Origin of the sequence: Chryseobacterium sp. JV274 (assembly GCF_903969135.1) — a bacterium.
Lineage (GTDB): Bacteria > Bacteroidota > Bacteroidia > Flavobacteriales > Weeksellaceae > Chryseobacterium.
Window position 1 is genome coordinate 3,968,344 of the sequence record NZ_LR824569.1, and the last position, 19,057, is coordinate 3,987,400.

Sequence of the window (19,057 nt, forward strand, 5' to 3'; positions counted from 1 at the left end):
ATGTTTAAGACTAAAGATGCTTGGATGAATTTCTTTTATTCATTCGGTGCTGCAATTGTAATTCTTGGAGCTTGGCTTAAAATTACTCACATTACCTTGGGACCAATTAACGGTAACATCGCTCTTACCGTGGGACTTATTACTGAGGCGATTATCTTTATCATTTTTGCATTTGACCCTCCAAAATCTGAAGAGTCTTATGCTTGGGAAAATGTTTATCCTGAATTATTAGATAAGCATGCTAACCCAAATCCATTACACTCTAATGTATCTTCTAGAAATAACAATGCTGCAGCTCAATTTGCAGAATTAGAAAATTCTCTTTCTACCAAATTGGACAAAATGCTTGAGGATGCTAGATTAGATGTTCAATTATTTGAAAGATTAAGAACAGGAATTGATAAATTTTCAAACTCTGTTGATCAGATCAATCAAACTGTTGACGTATCTGCTTCTACTCATAAATATAATGACCAATTAAATAAAGCTGCTCAGCATATGGAAAGCATGAACGCTCTTTATGCAATGCAACTTGAAAGCGGTAAAAAACAATCAGAATTTGCTAACAAATATGTAGCAGATATGCAGAAATCTGCAGAACACTCTGAGAAATTCAATCAAGAGCTACAAGGTTTAACTTCTAATCTTAATAACTTAAATAGAGTTTATGGTGGTATGTTAACTGCTATGAAGTCTTAATTCCTAACCATTTCTAAATTTAACTATTTAATCAAAAAAACAAAGAAAAGAGAATGGCACAAGGAAAACAGACCCCTCGTCAGAAGATGATCAACCTGATGTATTTGGTGTTCATCGCGATGATGGCCCTAAATATTGATGCAGAAATCATCAGATCATACTATGACTCTACCAGAGCATTGAATGAAACCAGAACTTTAACAGAAAAAAAGAACGAGAAGATCTTTGAAAGAACGCTGGAAGCTAAAGCTCAGCAGGTTCCGGATACTTACGCTCAGCCTTGGGCTCAGTACAAAGTGCTGAAAATCAAAATTGATGCGTTGGTAAAATCTTCTCAGGATATCAAAGATTTGTTAAAAAAACAATCTGAGTTTCACGATAAAGATAAGGACGGAAAAGATATTGACGTAAGTGAAAACTTTGCTGCACTTAACAACAATGAAGCAACTACTGAATATTTCTTCAAAGAAGGAGATGAAAATACTCCATCAAAGAATGCATTAGATCTGAAAGCTAAAATTGATGATGTAAGAAACTATATCAATGCTACTTTTGGAAGCAATGGCCAGTTACAGGATTTAGTGGCAAGAGCTAACAAGTCTCTTATTGCGGAGTATCCTAAAGGGACTTCTCCAAATGAAAAGACTTGGTTCCAGAATAAATTTTATCATCAGCCGCTAATTGCTGCAATATCTAATTTGGAGATTATCCAAAATGATGCCAGAAACGTTCAGTCTGATGCATTGGCACTATTACTTCAGGAAAAAGTAGATGCGAATATCAAATTCTCAAGCTACGAACCTATCGTTTCAGGTCCGGTTGATATCCAGGCAGGAAAACAAGCTGAAGTAAAAGTAATGTTAGGAACTTATTCTAACAGCAATAAAATCAGCATCTCTGGTGTAAGCAAAGTAGAAAATGGTAAAGGTATTACACAAATTTCAGGTTCTGGAATTGGTGAACATAAATTAGGAGGTACAATTACATTGACAGATGCTACAGGTAAGCCACAATCTTTCCCTTGGACGCATACTTATAATGTAATCGCAGGACCTAGAGAAGTAAAACTTGAAAAAGGACTATTGCTTTCTGCTGATAAAATGAATGTAATGTATAGAGGACTTGAGAACCCTGTTTCAGGATCAATCTTAGGTGCTGACAATTCCAAACTTTCATTATCTGCTGCGGGAGCTACTGTAAAAGGTAAAGGTCCAGGTAAATGGGATGTAACGCCTACTACAGGAAATGTAGTTAAGTTAACATTATCAGGAACAGATCCATATGGTAAGACAGTTTCTCAAGTATTTGAGTACAGAATTAAGAATATTCCTAGACCTCAGGGTCAGATCAGAGGTAAGGCTGTAAACTTTATGCCGGCAGGTTCTATCCCTAACCAGATTGTATCCGCTACTTTACCTGATTTTGACTTCCCTGTTTCATTCACTGTAAATAGCTTCATTATCAAGCTTCCAGGAAAAGCAGGTACTCTGATTCAAGGTAGTTCACTAACAGGAGCAGAAGGTATGCTTAGAAATCTTAGACCTGGTGATGTAGTTCAGATCTATGATATTCAGGCTACGGCTACAGGATTGGGTAACCAGAGACTTAAGGAAATTTCACCTGTAATTATTAATGTACAATAAGGTTAATTTGTAAAATCATATTATGAAAAAATATATTAGCACCCTTTTAGTTTTAGTTTCGGGATTTGCATTTTCCCAGACTATTCTGAATGCTGCTTCTCCCGAAGAATTTAGACAAATGAGATCTGAATCTATGAGAAAAGCAGGGGATACTGTTATCAGCAATAAAGTAAAGCCTCTTGAATATGGTTTCGTTGATGACAAAGATATTTACAAGAGTATGTTTGTTTGGGAAATCATTGATATGAATGATAAGATCAACCAGCCATTCTATTATGACAATCCGGATGGTCTTCTTTCTAGCTCTACAAGATCTTTATATCAATTATTACTTGATGGAGCTCTTAAAGGTGACATTAAGGAAGTGTATGATGACGAAAACTTTGTGACTAGACTTACACCTGAAGCCATTCAGAAAAGACTGGAAAGTATAAGACTTGACGAAGAAGCGATCGATATTCTTAACTCTGGAAGAACACTTACAGAAGACGAGAAAAAAAGATTAACAGATATCATCAGAACTACAACTGATAAAGTAAAAGTTCTTAAAGTGATGGGTATGTGGTTTATCGATAAGAGAGACGGTCAAATGAAATACAGACCTCTAGGTATCGCAGCTATGGGGCCAGATCCTACATCTGTTGGAAGAATTGGTCCTGACGGTCAGCCTTTAGCTGGTGCCGATGAATTGATCGACTTATTCTGGATCTATTATCCAAGCGCTCGTGATATTTTAGCAAACAATTATGTTTTCAATAGAAAAAATTCTTCTGCCGATCTATCTTTTGATGATATCATCAATGCAAGAAGATTCTCTTCTATTATCTATAAGTCTTCAAGCGGCTTAGGAGATGGTACTATCAAAGACTATATTCCTAAAAATGCTGATGAACAGCTGGAAGAAAGCGATAGAATCAAATCGCAGATTCTTGACATGGAAAATGATATGTGGAATTACTAGATTTCACTTGATATTTATAGAAAACCTGAGTATTTTTACTCAGGTTTTTTTTATTATGAAATCGCCCTTTGCTTATTGCTAATCAATAATCAATGATATAGGCGGTTATATATGACCTTTAAATAAATGAAATTTCTCATATGAAAAATGTAGATTATATTATTGTAGGAGACGGATATGCAGGACTTTTTCTGGCTCATCAGCTAATTAAGAACAATAAGTCCTTTGTGATCTTTTCTGAAGGAAGAAAAAGTGCTTCACAGGTTTCAGCCGGAATTATCAATCCTGTTGTTCTTAAAAAATTTACCACATTCTGGAAAGCACAGGAGCAAATAGACTTTCTTAAAGGCAGTCTTAAAGAAATAGAATCTTATACCGGAGAAAACTACCTGATCAATGCTCCCATACATAGAATTTTTCATGATGAGAATGAACAGAATCTTTGGTTAAAGAAATCAGGAAATGAAGAATTATCAGCTTTTCTTGATAGAAATTTTGATCGCTTAAATGGGGTAAAAAACGATTTTCAGACGGGAAAGGTGAATCAGTCTGCCAGGCTTAATGTTAATGGTTTTTTTAGTGGTCTATTCAGTTATTTGGAAAAAAATGATCATTTAGTAAAAGAAAGATTCGATTATACTCAATTGAACCCTTCTGAATCGGTTTATAAAGATTTTTCTTTCAAAAATATCATTTTCTGTGAAGGAATGGGAGTGAAAGATAATCCATACTTTTCTGAAATAGCAGTGATTCCCAACAAAGGACATCATATAAAAGTAAAACTTTCCCAACCGATTCAGGAAAATGTCACCATTAAAAAGAAACATTTCTTATTTCCAACCGGAAACGGGCTGTATTTTTATGGTGGAACCTACGACAGAGATCAGCTTCATCACCATATCGATGACTCAGCGGTCACTCAATTAGTCAATGGGCTTTCTGAATTTTATCCCTATGATTTTGAAGTGGAAGAAGTACATTTTGGCTTCCGTCCTACTGTAAAAGACAGAAGGCCAATCATTGGAAGACATGAAACATTGCATAACTTGTATGTTTTTAATGGAATGGGTGCACGTGGTATTCTGAATGGATGCTATTTTTCACGGGATCTGTTCCATTTTATTGAACAGGGTACCCCATTGCACGAAGAAGTTTCTTCAAAGAGGTTTCAATAGCATATCTTAGTGTAAAGATTCAAAACTATAAAATATATGGACGAAAATATATTAGGTATCATTGCCGGTTTTCTTACTTCTGTTTCAATGATTCCGCAGCTTGTAAAGGTGATCAGAGAAAAGAATGTAGAAGATATTTCTCTGGTCATGCTTCTTGTTCTTATTTCAGGACTTTCGCTGTGGGTCTGGTATGGGATAAAAAAAGATGAAATGCCTATTATTTTATCCAATGGATTTGCTGTTCTGGTCAATATCAGCCTTCTGATCTGCTATTTTATTTACAACAAAAAGAAATAGAGTCTAATACATAAAAAAGACGCCTCAGAAATGAAGCGTCTTTATTTTTTTTATTTAAGTGAAATACGATTATTGAAGAACAAATTTAGCTAAAGGAGCCATTCTTGCCTTGTTTAAAGTAAGCGTATTTCCATTTACAGAGTAATTATCCGCAGCAAGGATAGCTTTTGTAAACTGGTTTTCAATATCCAGATCTTCACAAGCCATCATAGTAGACATTCCCTGATTGAATTTTATTCTCATGATTTCAGGTTTGATCTCGAAAGTTCCTCCTAATCCGTTACATCCGGCGTGGCCTTCATATCTCATTCCATTCATATCAAGTTTGAAATAAGGATTGTTTTTAGGATTTTTAAGATCAATCGGTTTCCCGTTAAGCTCTGTCAGTTTCCATGTTTTTCCAGTAATATCAGGAGTCGTTTTTTGTGCGTTTTGTGTTTTACATGAAACAACAAGAAATGTTGCAATAACAAGTGCCGATAAATAGTAATATAAACTTTTCATAATGCTTATTTTTTTAAGATGAATGCTATTCCTTATGCTAATACGATGCCATTTTTGCGGGGCCAGACTCTTTTTTTGCCTGTTTAAGATGGAACAGAACCATGTCTACATTCTTTTTAAGAAAAGTTATATTTCCCTTAATATCAGAATATTGATACTCTTCATTGGAGGCTGTATACTCAGGTAAAGCATCACTTTTTTTAAGGTCAAAAGTTTTACCGTTTAAATGTATAGTTGCGGTATTTTTAGTGTTGTTGATCGTTACTTCTATCTTTTCTCCATAGCTGTCAACATACACATCTTTGAAAATTTCGTCTGTGTTTTCGGGTGCAGCAGCGGTAATGGTTTCAGCTTCTTTTCCGGGATGTTTACACGCTGTTAGGGAAAGAATGGTCAATCCCAGAAGGATTGGTGGTAATAATTTTTTCATAGTGATAAGTGATTTTAAAGTGTTTCATGAATTATGATGTTAATGCCTTATAAATTTACAAATATTTTTAATAAATATGTGTTAAATTTTCATAAACTAACAGAGAGTTAAGATTTTTTCTAATTTAACTCACTGTTTTTTGAAACATTATTCACGAAACAGAAAGTAATAGTTATTGTAGGAAATTGAGGATCATCGTTGTTAATTCGGGAATTTTAAAGGACTTATTTTCAATAGTATAATGTATTTTTTTTCATTTGTTGTGTAAATTTTCGGCAAAAATAATTCAAAAAGAAGAGAGTAACAATAAGTAAATGTTAATAATTAGTAATCATGATAAAGTTTAGGTTTGATTATGGAAATTTTTAAAATAGAGTTCCAGGCCATTAAAATGTTCAAAAAAGTAACAACTTAAAAATTAAAATTTCCTTAATTCAAAAAAAATGGCTTGATTTTTGAAAATTGAAACTTGCACAGATGAGATGTCAGAATTGCTCGAATTACCCTTGAATAAAGAAATGTTTAATGTTTATTATATTTTTAGATTCAGGTAATTTAAAGGATAGTTAAATTTTGTTAATCCATGATGATAATATCATAATCTGGGTGTACATTTGCCACTTCAAAATGAGAAACTTTATAGTATACTTTTTAACTGGTCTTTTTCTGCTCTTTGTAGTAGAAAGTAGGCTCGACGTTAAAACGCTTCGAAATGACTATTCCGGTCATGTTTCTCATCATATACCGAAAAGAGCCAACCGTCTTAACCAGACTTTTGAAAAACTCTCTGTTCAGCAGATGGCTGATACTGTAGACAACTCCACATTAGAACTTGCTGAAAATGATTTCCAGTTATCTGACGTATGGCAGGCTATTGTTGTTTTTGCAGGAGTTTTCAGCCTGGTTTATATTTTTGGATTAAAAAGCGATAAACGGTTTAGACCGGATATTCATGGCTTTGTCTTCGGTCTTACAGCCAAAAGATTCATTCTGATCCGTTCTATTAGAATTTAAAATTTTCTCAATCTATTCTTTTTCTGCCTGATTTCAGGTAGAAATACTTTGCGTTGTGTATGCTGGTAATCATCACATCGTACCTCTTTTATTACCGTTTTATTTCTATCAAAACATTAACGATTTATATAAACTCTAGAATTATGATAAAGAGAGTTGCTTCGGGAATTGCGCTGAGTGTCCTTCTGTTGGCGGTTGGCTGCAATAAGAAAAAAGAAGAAAAAGAAGAAGTTACCGTATTTCCGGTGACGTCCCCTGTAGTAATGGATACTGTAATCAACAAAGAATATGTTGCTCAGATTCAATCCGTAAAAAACATTGAAGTAAGAGCTCAGGAAAAAGGTTTCCTGGAAAAAATCTTTGTAGATGAAGGACAATACGTGCAGGCGGGACAGACATTATTCCGAATCATGCCTAAACTGTATCAGGCAGAATTATTAAAAGCAAAAGCAGAGGTAGAACAAGCTTCTATCGAACTGAAAAATGCAAGTACATTAGCAGGAAACAATATTGTTTCTAAAAATGAAAAAGCAATGGCAAAAGCCAAGCTGGATGCTGCCAATGCAGAAATGAAACTGGCTCAGATCCATCTTTCATTTACTGATATCAAAGCGCCGTTCTCTGGTGTTATCAACAGAATTCCTTTGAAACTGGGAAGCCTGGTAGATGAAGGTGATTTGTTGACTTCATTGTCAGATAACACAAGTATCTATACTTATTTTAACGTTTCTGAGCCGGAATATTTAAGCTATCAGACTCACGCTGCAGACAGAGGAAGCAATCAGGTATCCCTGATCACAGCGAACGGAGAAACCTATTCGCAGAAAGGAGAGATCCAGACTATTGAAGGAGAATTTGATAATGAAACAGGTAATATTGCTTTCCGAGCCAAGTTCCCCAATCCTGATAAGCTTTTGAGAAATGGAGAAACAGGAAAGATCCGGATGACAATGCCTGTTCACAATGCATTAATTATTCCACAGAAAGCTACTTATGAGATTCAGGATCAGAAATACGTATTTGTTATTGATAAAAACGGAGTCGCTAAATCCCGAAATATCAAAATTGCTTATGAACTTCCGGATCTTTATGTAGTAGGTTCAGGAATATCAAAAGGAGATCAGATCCTTTTGGAAGGAGTTCAGAAAGTGAAGGATGATCAAAAGGTGAAAACAAAATTCCAGGATCCTAAGAAAGTTCTTCAATCATTGAAATTAAAAGCAGAGTAGTGGTCTCTAAAATGAAGTAGTATGTTTAAGAAATTCATTCGCAGACCAGTTCTGTCTATAGTAATCTCATTGATTATTGTATTTATGGGGATATTGTCATTGGTAAAACTTCCTGTGACGCAGTTCCCATCCATTTCTCCGCCTAAAGTAAATATTACCGCAGAATATCCCGGAGCTAACAACGAATTGTTGATTAAATCCGTAGTTATCCCTTTAGAAAGAGGGTTAAACGGAGTTCCAGGTATGAAATATATGACCTCGGATGCCGGAAATGACGGGGAAGCTTCCATTCAGCTTGTATTTGATCTGGGGACAGATCCCAACGTAGCTGCGGTAAATGTTCAGAACCGTGTATCTTCAGTAGTGAACAAACTGCCGCCTCTCGTAGTACGTGAAGGGGTAAAGATCACTCGTGAGGAACCTAACATGTTGATGTATATTAACCTGTACAGTGATGATCCTAAAGCTGACCAGAAATTCCTTTTCAACTATGCAGATATCAATGTAATGTCTGAATTGAGAAGGGTAAGCGGTGTTGGTTTTGCCGATATCCTGGGAACCCGTGAATATGCAATGCGTATCTGGCTTAAACCTGATCGATTAACGGCTTATAATATTTCAGCTGATGAAGTAATGGAATCTCTGAATGAGCAGAGTTTGGAAGCTTCTCCGGGTAAAACGGGAGAAAGTTCCGGAAAACGCTCTCAGTCATTCGAATATATATTAAAATATTCGGGTCGTTTCAACAACGAAAAAGATTATGGAAACATTATTCTAAAAGCAAAGCCGGACGGTGAGTCTGTAAGACTGAAAGATGTTGCAGATATAGAATTCGGAAGTTCCATGTATGATATTTATTCCACATTGAACGGAAAACCATCTGCGGCAATTACAGTAAAACAATCCTACGGATCTAATGCAAGCGACGTTATCAAAAACGTAAAAGCATTGATGAAGGATCTTGAAAAAAATAATTTCCCTAAAGGCATGCATTATGACATCAGTTATGATGTTTCCAGATTCCTGGATGCCTCTATGGAAAAAGTAATTCATACTTTGTTTGAAGCCTTTATTTTGGTTGCTATTGTGGTATTCCTATTCCTTGGAGACTGGCGTTCAACTTTGATTCCGGCACTGGCTGTTCCTGTTTCATTGGTAGGAACATTTGCGGTGATGTCCGCTTTTGGAATTACCCTGAATATGATTTCGCTCTTTGCCCTGGTAATGGCGATCGGGGTTGTAGTAGATGATGCGATTGTGGTAATTGAAGCCGTTCACGCCAAGATGGAAGAAAAACATCTTTCTCCATTGAAGGCAACAGAAGAAGCAATGCACGAGATCAGTGGAGCAATTATCGCAATTACGTTGGTAATGGCATCTGTATTTATTCCGATTGCATTTATGTCAGGACCGGTTGGAGTATTCTACCGTCAGTTCTCTATTACAATGGCCTCATCCATTATTTTATCAGGAGTTGTAGCACTTACTTTAACACCGGCTTTGTGTGCGTTGATCTTAAGAAATAACCACGGAAAACCTAAAAAGAAAACTCCGGTTACCATATTCCTTGATAAATTCAATAATGTATTTACAAAAGGAGCTGGAAGATATGAGAAGATGCTGAATAAAACAGTGACAAAGAAAACAATTACATTACCGTTACTGTTAGCATTTTGTGCCTGTACATATTTCCTCAGCAACTCTTTGCCATCTGGATTTATTCCGGCTGAAGACCAGGGAATGATCTATGCAATTATTCAGACTCCACCGGGATCTACGTTGGAAAGAACCAATCAGATTGCCAAAGAACTTCTTAGAGAATCTGAAGATATTGACGGTGTACAGTCTGTTTCTTCTCTTGCAGGATATGAAATTTTGACCGAAGGTACCGGATCCAACTCCGGAACCTGTCTGATCAACCTTAAAAGCTGGGAGGACCGTAAAGAATCTGCTGCAGAAATCATTGAAAAGCTGGAAGAAAAAGCCAAGAATATTCCGGGAGCCAATATTGAATTCTTCCAACCGCCTTCCGTTCCGGGATATGGAGCTGCCGGAGGGTTTGAACTTCGTTTACTCGATAAAGCAGGAAGCGGAGACTATCATAAAATGGAACAGGTGAGTAATGACTTTGTGAAAGAACTGAAGAAACGTCCGGAACTTGGATCGGCATTTACATTCTATTCCGCGAGTTTTCCACAATATATGCTTAAGATTGATAATGATCTTGCAGAACAAAAAGGAGTAACCATTGAAAAAGCGATGGATAACCTATCTACATTGATTGGGTCCAACTATGAGACGAGTTTCATCCGTTTCGACAGACCTTATAAGGTAATTGTTCAGGCAGGACCTCAATACCGTGCTTTACCAACGGATCTGTTGAAACTGTATGTTAAAAATGATAAAGATCAGATGGTTCCCTACTCAGACTTCATGAGATTGGAAAAAGTATACGGACTGTCTGAGATCACAAGACATAATATGTATAACTCTGCAGAGGTGAGTGGAACTCCGGCACCTGGATACAGTAGCGGACAGGCGATTAAGGCTATTCAGGAAGTGGCAGATAAAACACTTCCAAGAGGTTTCGGTATCGACTGGGCGGGTATTTCCAAAGATGAAGTAAGCCGTGGAAATGAAGCGGTATTTATCTTCCTTGTGTGTTTAGGATTTGTTTATCTTATCCTTGCTGCTCAGTATGAAAGCTTTATTCTTCCGTTACCGGTGATCTTATCACTTCCTACAGGTATTTTCGGAGCATTTTTATGTTTAAAACTTTTAGGGCTGGAAAACAATATTTACGCACAGGTAGCAATGGTTATGCTTATCGGACTCTTAGGGAAAAATGCAGTGTTGATTGTAGAATTTGCTGTACAGAAAAAAGCAGAAGAAGGAATTTCTGTGGCAAAGGCAGCTATTGAAGGAGCCGCAATTCGTTTCCGTCCGATTCTGATGACATCATTTGCATTCGTTGCCGGATTGATTCCATTGGTTATTGCAACAGGTCCGGGAGCAATCGGTAACAGGACAATTGGTACTGCAGCGGCAGGAGGAATGTTGATCGGAACTATTTTCGGATTGATGATTATCCCAGGATTATATTACATCTTCGGAACTATTGCAGATAAGTCCAGATTGGCAAAATATGAAGAAGAAAATCCTTTAACAGAACAAACCGAACCTTATGAACATGATGGAAAATTTGAAGACTAAAAATATAATCACAGCCATTGCCTTATCACTTGTTCTTGCAAGTTGTAAGGCGCCAATGGCGACTGTCATAAAAGACGAGGTAAAAGACAATATTCCTCAGAATTTTAATCAGGAAGAACAGCAGGATGCAAATAACAATAGCGGAACAACTCCATGGAGACAGTTCTTTACAGATCCAAACCTGGTAACCCTGATTGAAACAGCTTTAAAAAATAATCAGGAACTATTAATCACTCTTCAGGAGATTGAAATTGCTAAAAGTGGTGTTTTAGCTAAAAAAGGTAGGCTTACCCCAACTGTTTCAGCAGGAATAGGAGCAGGATTGAAAAAAGCTGGCCGATATACCAGTGAAGGAGCTGGTGATGCTACTACAGAAATTGAACCTGGAAAGGAAATGCCGGATCCGCTGGGAAATTTTGAAGCGGGATTAAATGCAAGCTGGGAGATTGATATCTGGAAAAAACTCAGAACCGAAAAAGAATCTGCAGTGGCCCATTATCTTTCTACTGTGGAGGGTAAAAACTTTGTTTTGTCTAATCTTATTGAAGAAGTTGCTGATAATTACTATGAATTGCTGGCTCTTGATAATCAGTTAGATATTATACAGCAGTACATCAAGCTTCAGCAAAGAGCATTGGAAATTTCCAAAATTCAGAAGGAAGCTGCTGCAGCAACGGAACTGGCGGTGAAGAAATTTGAAGCAGAATTGGCGAAATCCAAAGCTGCAGAATATACAATCCGTCAGCAGATCACGGAGAAGGAAAACGGAATTAATGCTTTGTTAGGAAGATATCCACAACCGATTGTTAGAACAAAGGAGAATTTTATGTCTACGATTCCTCCAACGGTTTATACGGGAATTCCGTCACAATTGCTGGCAAACCGTCCTGATATCAAGCAGGCAGAATTGGAATTAAAGGCTTCAAAGCTGGATGTAGAAGCAGCAAGAAAAGAGTTTTATCCCTCTCTGGAAATTTCTGCGACATTAGGACTCGAGGCTTTCAAACCATCCTATCTTGTTAAATTACCTGAATCCATTGCTTACAATCTGGCAGGTGAATTAGCAGGACCATTGATTAATAAAAGTGCGATAAAAGCTAATTTTCAGACAGCAGATGCAAAACAGGTTCAGGCATTGTACGAATATGACAAAACCATTTTGAACGCTTATCTGGATGTTGCCAATCTGATGTCGAAAGTTAAAAATATAGATCAGTATTATCAATTGAAATCTCAGGAGACCAAAGCCCTGGATCAGTCTATTGATATTGCCAATCAGCTATTCCGTAATTCCAGAGCAGATTATCTTGAAGTTCTTTTGAACCAAAGAGATGCGCTGGATGCTAAAATGGAACTTATTGAGGCAAAACAGAAACAGCTCAGCACAGTCGTTGACATCTATAAAAGTTTAGGTGGAGGCTGGAAATAAAACATCATAATTCTATCAATAAACAGTTAATGTTTTTTGGAAGGGGTCAATTCTTTTGAGTTGGCCCTTTTTTGTTTTTAATACGACAAGTTTTGTCGTTATCCGGAGATAATTTTACACCAGAATAAAATGAATTTCAATATAAATAAAGAGGATTTAATAATAAATAGTATGATTTACAGCATACCACATTAAAATAATTTTCATGTCTTAAAAAGTGTTAAATTCGCGAAGTTTTAAGAACTAATTACTAACTCAGAAAACAACATTGGAATGAAAAAATTCTATATCGGTGCATTCACCTTATGCACGGTCTTGGGTATCTCTGCTCAGGAAGTAGTGTGGCAGAAAGATATCAAATCCTCTACCCAGGATTTTCTTAGCCAGGTTACTACAACTATCGATCAGCAGTATCTTATTACGGGAAGCTCTATCCAAAGCGATAAGCAGCAAGCTTCAGGCAGTAAGCAAAATAATGGTTACGATTTTCACCTTGTAAAGTTGAACCAGCAAGGAAATGATGTCTGGGAGAAATACTTCTCAGGCTCCAACCATGATTATTTATCAGCAACTGTTACCACACAGGATGGTGGATTTCTATTAGCCGGAACGTCTTATTCAGGAAAAGGATTGGATAAAAAAGACAATTCCAAAGGAGGATCAGATATCTGGCTGATCAGAATCAATGAATTTGGCGATGAATTGTGGCAAAAAACCTTAGGAAGCTCTTCCGATGAAGAAGCAAGATCTGTGATTCAAACTACAGATTTAGGATTTTTTGTTGCAGGCAATGTACAGAACGCTGCAAAAGGTTACGGTTCCAAAGACGTTTGGATCACAAGACTTGATAAAGATGGAAAAGAACTTTCCCAATTAATCTTAGGTGGGAAAGGCTTAGACGAAGTGGAAAAGATGATTCCAACGAAGGATGGAGGAGCTTTATTGGGAATTTATTCCAGGAGTTCTGAGGTTCGTGTTTCGGGATCTGAAAAGGGTTCCGGAATGCGAGATGCGGGTTCTGTGTCAAACATTCAAAACTCGAATTCCGTATCCCGAAACTCGAAACAAACTGAAAACTTTGGCGAGGGCGACTACTGGATCGTTAAGCTGGACAAAAATGGAAAAGTAGAATGGGAAAAGAATTTTGGAGGGAAAGGAGATGATCATATCAGAACATTGGCATTAACATCAACTGGCTTCATCATTGGTGGAGAATCCAGATCAGAAAGGTCAGGAAACAAAATGGTAGGAATAGAAGAAGGGACAGACCTTTGGCTGATTTCTTTAAATGAAAGAGGTGATGAACAGTGGCAGAAATCCTTTAATTTCAAAAACCGTGATATTTTGATGAGTATGAGTGTTCTTCATGCAGCAGATGACAAGTCTTCCAAAGGAATTTTACTAGGGGGCTATACTCAGGCTGAAGGAAGAATTCAGACTGATGATGAAACTTTCTGGATGCTCTATCTTGATCATAATGGCAATGAACAGTGGAGAAAACATGTAAAAGGAGAATCCAGAAAGAAGGAAGAAAGACTGTCTGATCTGAAGCTCAACAGAGACGGTTCAATTGTTCTGGCTGGAACAAGTGCAGAAGAATTGGGTAAAGAAAACTGGAAGATCGTGAAACTGGGAGACAAGCAGGTTGATCAGTTAATTGAAAAATACGACATCAAAATCTATCCAAACCCTGTTTCAGATTATGCTTACGTAGAAATCGGCTTTGATTTTAAAGATGCTGATATTCTCTTGTATGATATGTCTGGAAGACAGCTTCAGAGTATTAAAACCAAGAACAGAGTGACTAAGATTAACACCCAGGCTTTGATTCAGGGGGCTTATCTGGTGACTATAAAAACAAATGAAAATAGAACTGCTAACGCGAAGTTAATCAAATTATGAGAAAATTAGTACTAATAAGTATATTCTTTGTGTCATTATTTAATGCTCAAGAACAGACATCACAATATGTTCCAAAGCCTATTGATATAAAATCACCACAAACCTACGAAATGGAGAGGTTTGGAAACATACCCGTGAATCTCTATTCAGGCAGTGTTGATGTTGGTGTTCCACTATACAGCACAGAAATACCAGGAACTGGAGAAAGTTTTGCCCTTAATTTAGCATATAATTCCTCAGGGTTTATTCCTGCTAAGCAATCAAACTATGTTGGGCATGACTGGTTTCTAAGTTATGGGGGAGCAATTACCAGAACCATTAACAATGTTCCTGATGATGTTAAACACAGTCCATTTACAGAAGGGGATCACACAGGCGGTGGATATCTTTCAGGTGCAAGAACAGTCGAGTCTCTAGGACTAACAAATCAGAATATTTTCGATGACCAATATCCTCGTTGCATGTTGCAAACAAGTCCACCATATACTTATTTCCCGTATTTAAGTCCAGAACAGAAAATAGGAAAATTCTATGAGCTAGAACCCGATAAATTTAATTTTAATTTCATGGGAATTTCTGGTTATTTTTATATTGGTATTGATCTAAAGCCTGTAGCAGTATCCAATGATACTAATCTAAAAATAGACATATCTGGAATTACTATTCAAAATGACCCCAATAATTTTTGTAAGCCTGATCCCTCTCAAATTATTATTACTGATGGAAAAGGAAATAAATATTATTTTGGAGGTGATACTGATAATCTAGAAGTTTCCTATGATTTAGGAATTCTAAATCAAACTCCAGTATACATACCCTATAATATGAAAATAATGTCGTGGTATTTATCCAAAATTGAATATGTCAATGGTCTTAATGTTGTTATTGAAAACAAGAAATATGGTTCTAATTGGACTAGGTTTTGTCACGGCAATTATTTTCCTCCTAAAGATTATAGTGAAAATTCTCTTAACGGATTAAACCAGAGTTTTTTTGACCTGAACTTTTATGTATCTGGTGGACGTGATATAAGACCTGGTAAGACCCAGACCAACTATTATATGGGACCCGAAGGTAATTTTAAAGGTGGGGCCAGTATGAATTTGGTTAAGAAGGTATTCCCTGCGAAAATAACCATTGATAATGTGGCAACTATTACATTTGATTATACGGAGTTTCCCGCTTATACTTCCTATATTAATAATTATGGTGCTCCATATGCTTATGGATATAAATCTTTCAAATTAAATAAAGTATCTGTATTTAATAATCAAAATAAAGAAATAAAAGCTATTAACTTTAGCTATAATAGGATAAAAGATTATTTTTTCCTTTCATCTCTAGTGGATGGTGATAAAAAATATTCATTTGACTATTATAAAACTTCCAATCTGCCCGACCATGCTACTTTTGGTATTGATTTTTGGGGATATTGGAATGGTAAATCAGAAAATAACCAACTTACTCCTGACTATGTATTTAATAATTCTTTATTGAGCTCTGATATTGTTGGGGATCAAAGGAATCCAAATCCTGAATTATGTGACGTAGGGTTGTTGAGAAAAGTTGAATATCCTACAGGGGGATATTCTTCTTTCTATTATGAACCTCATACCTATTCAAAAACAATCTGGAGGGATATAAATTCTCATTACTTACAGTATATGAGAAACCAAACAGGTATTGTTGGAGGCGCAAGGATAAAAAAAATAATCGATTTTGATGGAAAAGAACAAAATATCCGCGATTTTACTTATGACAGGGATGCTGATAACGGTTCGCTTTCAGCTAAAAGCAGTGGTATTAATAACTCTTTCTTTACCTATGTTTATTTGGATCACCCTCAGATATATATGTTTCTTAATCCTGTTCTTGATATTACAAGGCCACATGAATCCATAAATAGCATAAATCCTAATACATATACTAATAATCCTGTTAATTATTCACAGGTAAATGAATGGGTCAATAATAAACTCTATAAAAAAAATTATTTTTCAGATTTAGAGAGTATTCCTGATGGAATGCCAGATAAAGATATTAAAAAAGCTTATGTTACTCCAGATGTTGAGGATAGTTATAAAAATTTAACACTTGAGTATGTAGATTATGGTTATTACAGAGGAAAACTGCTAAAGACGAACTATATGGGGGAGCAAGGAATCCCAGTTAAAAAAGTTGAAAATCAATACAGTATTATCAAATTGCAAAATAAGGATCAATTTGTAACCTGGGGAGCTTTTGAGCATCTTGTATACAATCGATATTATAAGATCAATCTTAATCAACAACGTCTGACTTCTACAACGACCACAGATTTTCTAAATGGAAATATAATAAGTACAAAAACTGATTATAACTATGATACTAACATAACCAATAACTTAAAATCAGAAGAATCTATTTTTGCAGATCAGACAAAATCAAAAACGGCTTATAAATATGCTAATGATATTTCGGGCTCTGCAGATCTTATTCAGAAAAACATGTTAGGTATTCCTTTGGAAACAACAATTTATAAAAACAATATTCCACTCGCTAAAACAAAACTAAGTTATAGTACAAACTGGAATGGACATACTAAACTTTTACCTAAACAGACGCAATCTATACTACTAAATACCATTGATAGTTCTTCTGAAACATCAGAAAGTGAGATTATATATGACCAATATGATACAAAAGGAAATCTTTTGCAATATCATACAAAATCAGGAACCATTACAAGTATTATATGGGGATATGATCAAACCCTGCCTCTAGCGAAAATAGAAGGTCTTGACTATAATTCGTTATTAGCAATATCTGGGATGTCTAATATCATAACCGATTTGCAAACTAAATCTGTTGCAGATGTGGATGATTTAACGGAACAAACTTTCAATAATGCTTTGAATGATTTTAGAAAAAATCAATATTTGACCAACTATCAAATAACCACTTACACTCATAATCCGTTAATAGGAGTTAGTAGTATTACTCCTGCTAATGGAATCAGAGAAATATATAAGTACAATGCTAATACTAATAGACTTGATAAAATTATTTCAGCAGATAATCAGGTACTAAAAGAATATAAATATAAATTTAAACAACCTGTCAGTGGGCTGTTCTATAATGATGAAGTATCAAACTACTTTATTAAAAAAAATTGTACTAGTGGCTTAGTTGGTGAACGCTATTTATATATCGTTCCAGAGAAAAAATACAGTTCTACGATCAGTAAAGATGATGCCAATCTACAAGCTTTAGCTGATTTAAAGAATAATGGACAATCGCAAGCAAATTTATATGGTAATTGCGTAGCCGCTACTTGTACTTTTAGCTCTTCAGATGCCGTCCCTTATTGGTCTGTAGGTGTGTCTAAAATTTCTTCTGTTACCGTTCAGTTGACTTTTGATGGCATATTTATAGACGATGATATTGTGATAAAAAATCTTTTATTACAAGGTGTAAAAGTTGGAAAAATTACTGGAAGCTGCGTACCTGCTGTAAAACGATATGGAGAAATCACAAGTAGAAACAGAGTGTGGTCTATTTCTGTTGAACCTAATGGGGATGTCATGTTGAAGTTTTTATACGAAACAGCTGCATATACCCCTTCTTCACTTGTTAATTTTACATTTACATACGATTTATATTATTATAATGCAGAACAGAAACAAAACTTCACCAAGAATAACTGTACAGTTGGAACTTTTGCTAATCCTTACACTTATGTAGTTCCTGCTAAAACATATACGTCTGAAATAGCTCCATGGGATGCAGATCAGAAGGCTCTGGATGATATCAACGCTAATGGGCAGAATGTAGCCAACACAAATTCTGTCTGTTTATATTTTAATACAGAAAAAAGCCAAACTTTCACTAAGAACTGTCCACCAGGAGGTATTGCAAGCTATACTTATATTGTACCTGCAAAAAAATATTCTTCTGATATAAGCCAGGCAGACGCAGATCAAAAAGCGTTAGATGAAATCAATACTAATGGACAAAATCAGGCTAATGCTGTGCCATGCTTTTATAATGTAGAAAAAAGTAAAGTATTCACAAAAAATTGTTCTGCAGATGCAGTATCAAATACCTATTTCTATGTAGTGCCTGCAAAAAAATACTCTTCTGATATTAGCCAGGAAGATGCTGATCAAAAAGCAATGGATGATATCAATACTAATGGTCAAAATGAAGCCAACAACAGTCCATGTACTTATATTGGATGTGATATAATGTCACAGAACGGGATTACGCTTGGAGCTAGTTCTTTTGTAACCCAACCAAGTTCGGGGCATTTTAAAGCAAATTTGAGTATAATTGCTCCAAACAATACCTCCTGGTATAATAGTACAATGGCAAGTATTCCAGCTTCTTGTAGGCCCAATTCCACAAAAGTCATCAATAATGTTATGGAATATGGTACACATACTTTATGGAAAGTCACAATAAATACAAACGGAAGTATTGTTTTAACTCCAAGTGTAACTGATCCTGGTCCTAATCATGGCGGAATGGCAATTGCTGGTAAAGGAGCTTCTTTTGTTTTTGAATATGATAAAAACTAAAA

General features: G+C 35.8%; 13 protein-coding genes. 11 read left to right on the forward strand and 2 right to left on the reverse strand.

Annotation, left to right across the window (positions count from 1 at the left end):
• The 5 genes from gldL (at window position 1) to CHRYMOREF3P_RS18435 (ending at window position 4,775) form a co-directional block, all read left to right on the forward strand.
• Complete coding sequence (gldL, locus tag CHRYMOREF3P_RS18415; RefSeq protein WP_047382408.1) at window positions 1-699, forward strand: gliding motility protein GldL; 699 nt, start codon at window positions 1-3, stop codon at window positions 697-699.
• Window positions 700-752: 53 nt separating this feature from the next.
• Window positions 753-2,342, forward strand: coding sequence for a GldM family protein (locus tag CHRYMOREF3P_RS18420; protein ID WP_077413989.1), 1,590 nt, complete (start codon window positions 753-755; stop codon window positions 2,340-2,342).
• A 22-nt stretch (window positions 2,343-2,364) separates the two neighbouring features.
• Window positions 2,365-3,303 (forward strand): gliding motility protein GldN, encoded by a 939-nt coding sequence (gene gldN, locus CHRYMOREF3P_RS18425; RefSeq protein ID WP_077413990.1) that lies wholly within the window; start codon window positions 2,365-2,367, stop codon window positions 3,301-3,303.
• 140 nt (window positions 3,304-3,443) lie between these two features.
• Entirely contained in the window at window positions 3,444-4,478 is a 1,035-nt protein-coding gene (locus CHRYMOREF3P_RS18430; protein ID WP_180565213.1) for an NAD(P)/FAD-dependent oxidoreductase, read from the forward strand.
• A 36-nt stretch (window positions 4,479-4,514) separates the two neighbouring features.
• Window positions 4,515-4,775 carry a SemiSWEET transporter gene (locus CHRYMOREF3P_RS18435; RefSeq protein WP_077413992.1) on the forward strand — a complete coding sequence of 87 codons (261 nt, stop codon included), beginning with the start codon at window positions 4,515-4,517 and terminating at the stop codon, window positions 4,773-4,775.
• Window positions 4,776-4,844: 69 nt separating this feature from the next.
• Here CHRYMOREF3P_RS18435 and CHRYMOREF3P_RS18440 read toward each other — a convergent pair whose 3' ends face one another.
• The gene (locus CHRYMOREF3P_RS18440; protein WP_180565214.1) at window positions 4,845-5,279 is read right to left on the reverse strand and encodes an META domain-containing protein; all 435 of its coding nucleotides are present in this window, start codon (window positions 5,277-5,279) and stop codon (window positions 4,845-4,847) included.
• Window positions 5,280-5,316: 37 nt separating this feature from the next.
• Window positions 5,317-5,709: a multicopper oxidase domain-containing protein gene (locus CHRYMOREF3P_RS18445; protein WP_077413994.1), complete on the reverse strand. Its 393-nt coding sequence runs from the start codon at window positions 5,707-5,709 to the stop codon at window positions 5,317-5,319.
• A 627-nt stretch (window positions 5,710-6,336) separates the two neighbouring features.
• Between CHRYMOREF3P_RS18445 and CHRYMOREF3P_RS18450 the strand changes: the two genes are divergently transcribed.
• The 6 genes from CHRYMOREF3P_RS18450 (at window position 6,337) to CHRYMOREF3P_RS18475 (ending at window position 19,055) form a co-directional block, all read left to right on the forward strand.
• Window positions 6,337-6,723, forward strand: coding sequence for a hypothetical protein (locus tag CHRYMOREF3P_RS18450; protein ID WP_047382424.1), 387 nt, complete (start codon window positions 6,337-6,339; stop codon window positions 6,721-6,723).
• A 146-nt stretch (window positions 6,724-6,869) separates the two neighbouring features.
• A complete protein-coding gene (locus tag CHRYMOREF3P_RS18455; protein WP_077414248.1) occupies window positions 6,870-7,952 on the forward strand; it encodes an efflux RND transporter periplasmic adaptor subunit in 1,083 nt (360 codons plus the stop codon).
• A gap of 21 nt (window positions 7,953-7,973) precedes the next feature.
• Complete coding sequence (locus tag CHRYMOREF3P_RS18460; protein ID WP_180565215.1) at window positions 7,974-11,165, forward strand: efflux RND transporter permease subunit; 3,192 nt, start codon at window positions 7,974-7,976, stop codon at window positions 11,163-11,165.
• Entirely contained in the window at window positions 11,137-12,594 is a 1,458-nt protein-coding gene (locus CHRYMOREF3P_RS18465) for a TolC family protein (protein WP_180565216.1), read from the forward strand. The genes CHRYMOREF3P_RS18460 and CHRYMOREF3P_RS18465 overlap by 29 nt, the downstream gene beginning before the upstream one ends.
• A 273-nt stretch (window positions 12,595-12,867) precedes the next feature.
• Window positions 12,868-14,496 carry a T9SS type A sorting domain-containing protein gene (locus CHRYMOREF3P_RS18470; protein ID WP_180565217.1) on the forward strand — a complete coding sequence of 543 codons (1,629 nt, stop codon included), beginning with the start codon at window positions 12,868-12,870 and terminating at the stop codon, window positions 14,494-14,496.
• A complete protein-coding gene (locus CHRYMOREF3P_RS18475) occupies window positions 14,493-19,055 on the forward strand; it encodes a DUF5977 domain-containing protein (RefSeq protein WP_180565218.1) in 4,563 nt (1,520 codons plus the stop codon). Before CHRYMOREF3P_RS18470 ends, CHRYMOREF3P_RS18475 begins: the two co-directional genes overlap by 4 nt.
• The last annotated feature ends 2 nt before the right edge of the window (window positions 19,056-19,057 follow it).

What these genes read in the sequence shown, in the direction of transcription:
- gldN (WP_077413990.1), top strand. Translation starts at nt 2,365, where the DNA reads ATGAAAAAATATATTAGCACCCTTTTAGTTTTAGTTTCGGGATTTGCA.
- CHRYMOREF3P_RS18420 (WP_077413989.1), top strand. Translation starts at nt 753, where the DNA reads ATGGCACAAGGAAAACAGACCCCTCGTCAGAAGATGATCAACCTGATG.
- gldL (WP_047382408.1), top strand. Translation starts at nt 1, where the DNA reads ATGTTTAAGACTAAAGATGCTTGGATGAATTTCTTTTATTCATTCGGT.
- CHRYMOREF3P_RS18450 (WP_047382424.1), top strand. Translation starts at nt 6,337, where the DNA reads ATGAGAAACTTTATAGTATACTTTTTAACTGGTCTTTTTCTGCTCTTT.
- CHRYMOREF3P_RS18440 (WP_180565214.1), bottom strand. Translation starts at nt 5,279, where the DNA reads ATGAAAAGTTTATATTACTATTTATCGGCACTTGTTATTGCAACATTT.
- CHRYMOREF3P_RS18430 (WP_180565213.1), top strand. Translation starts at nt 3,444, where the DNA reads ATGAAAAATGTAGATTATATTATTGTAGGAGACGGATATGCAGGACTT.
- CHRYMOREF3P_RS18470 (WP_180565217.1), top strand. Translation starts at nt 12,868, where the DNA reads ATGAAAAAATTCTATATCGGTGCATTCACCTTATGCACGGTCTTGGGT.
- CHRYMOREF3P_RS18435 (WP_077413992.1), top strand. Translation starts at nt 4,515, where the DNA reads ATGGACGAAAATATATTAGGTATCATTGCCGGTTTTCTTACTTCTGTT.
- CHRYMOREF3P_RS18460 (WP_180565215.1), top strand. Translation starts at nt 7,974, where the DNA reads ATGTTTAAGAAATTCATTCGCAGACCAGTTCTGTCTATAGTAATCTCA.
- CHRYMOREF3P_RS18465 (WP_180565216.1), top strand. Translation starts at nt 11,137, where the DNA reads ATGAACATGATGGAAAATTTGAAGACTAAAAATATAATCACAGCCATT.
- CHRYMOREF3P_RS18475 (WP_180565218.1), top strand. Translation starts at nt 14,493, where the DNA reads ATGAGAAAATTAGTACTAATAAGTATATTCTTTGTGTCATTATTTAAT.
- CHRYMOREF3P_RS18445 (WP_077413994.1), bottom strand. Translation starts at nt 5,709, where the DNA reads ATGAAAAAATTATTACCACCAATCCTTCTGGGATTGACCATTCTTTCC.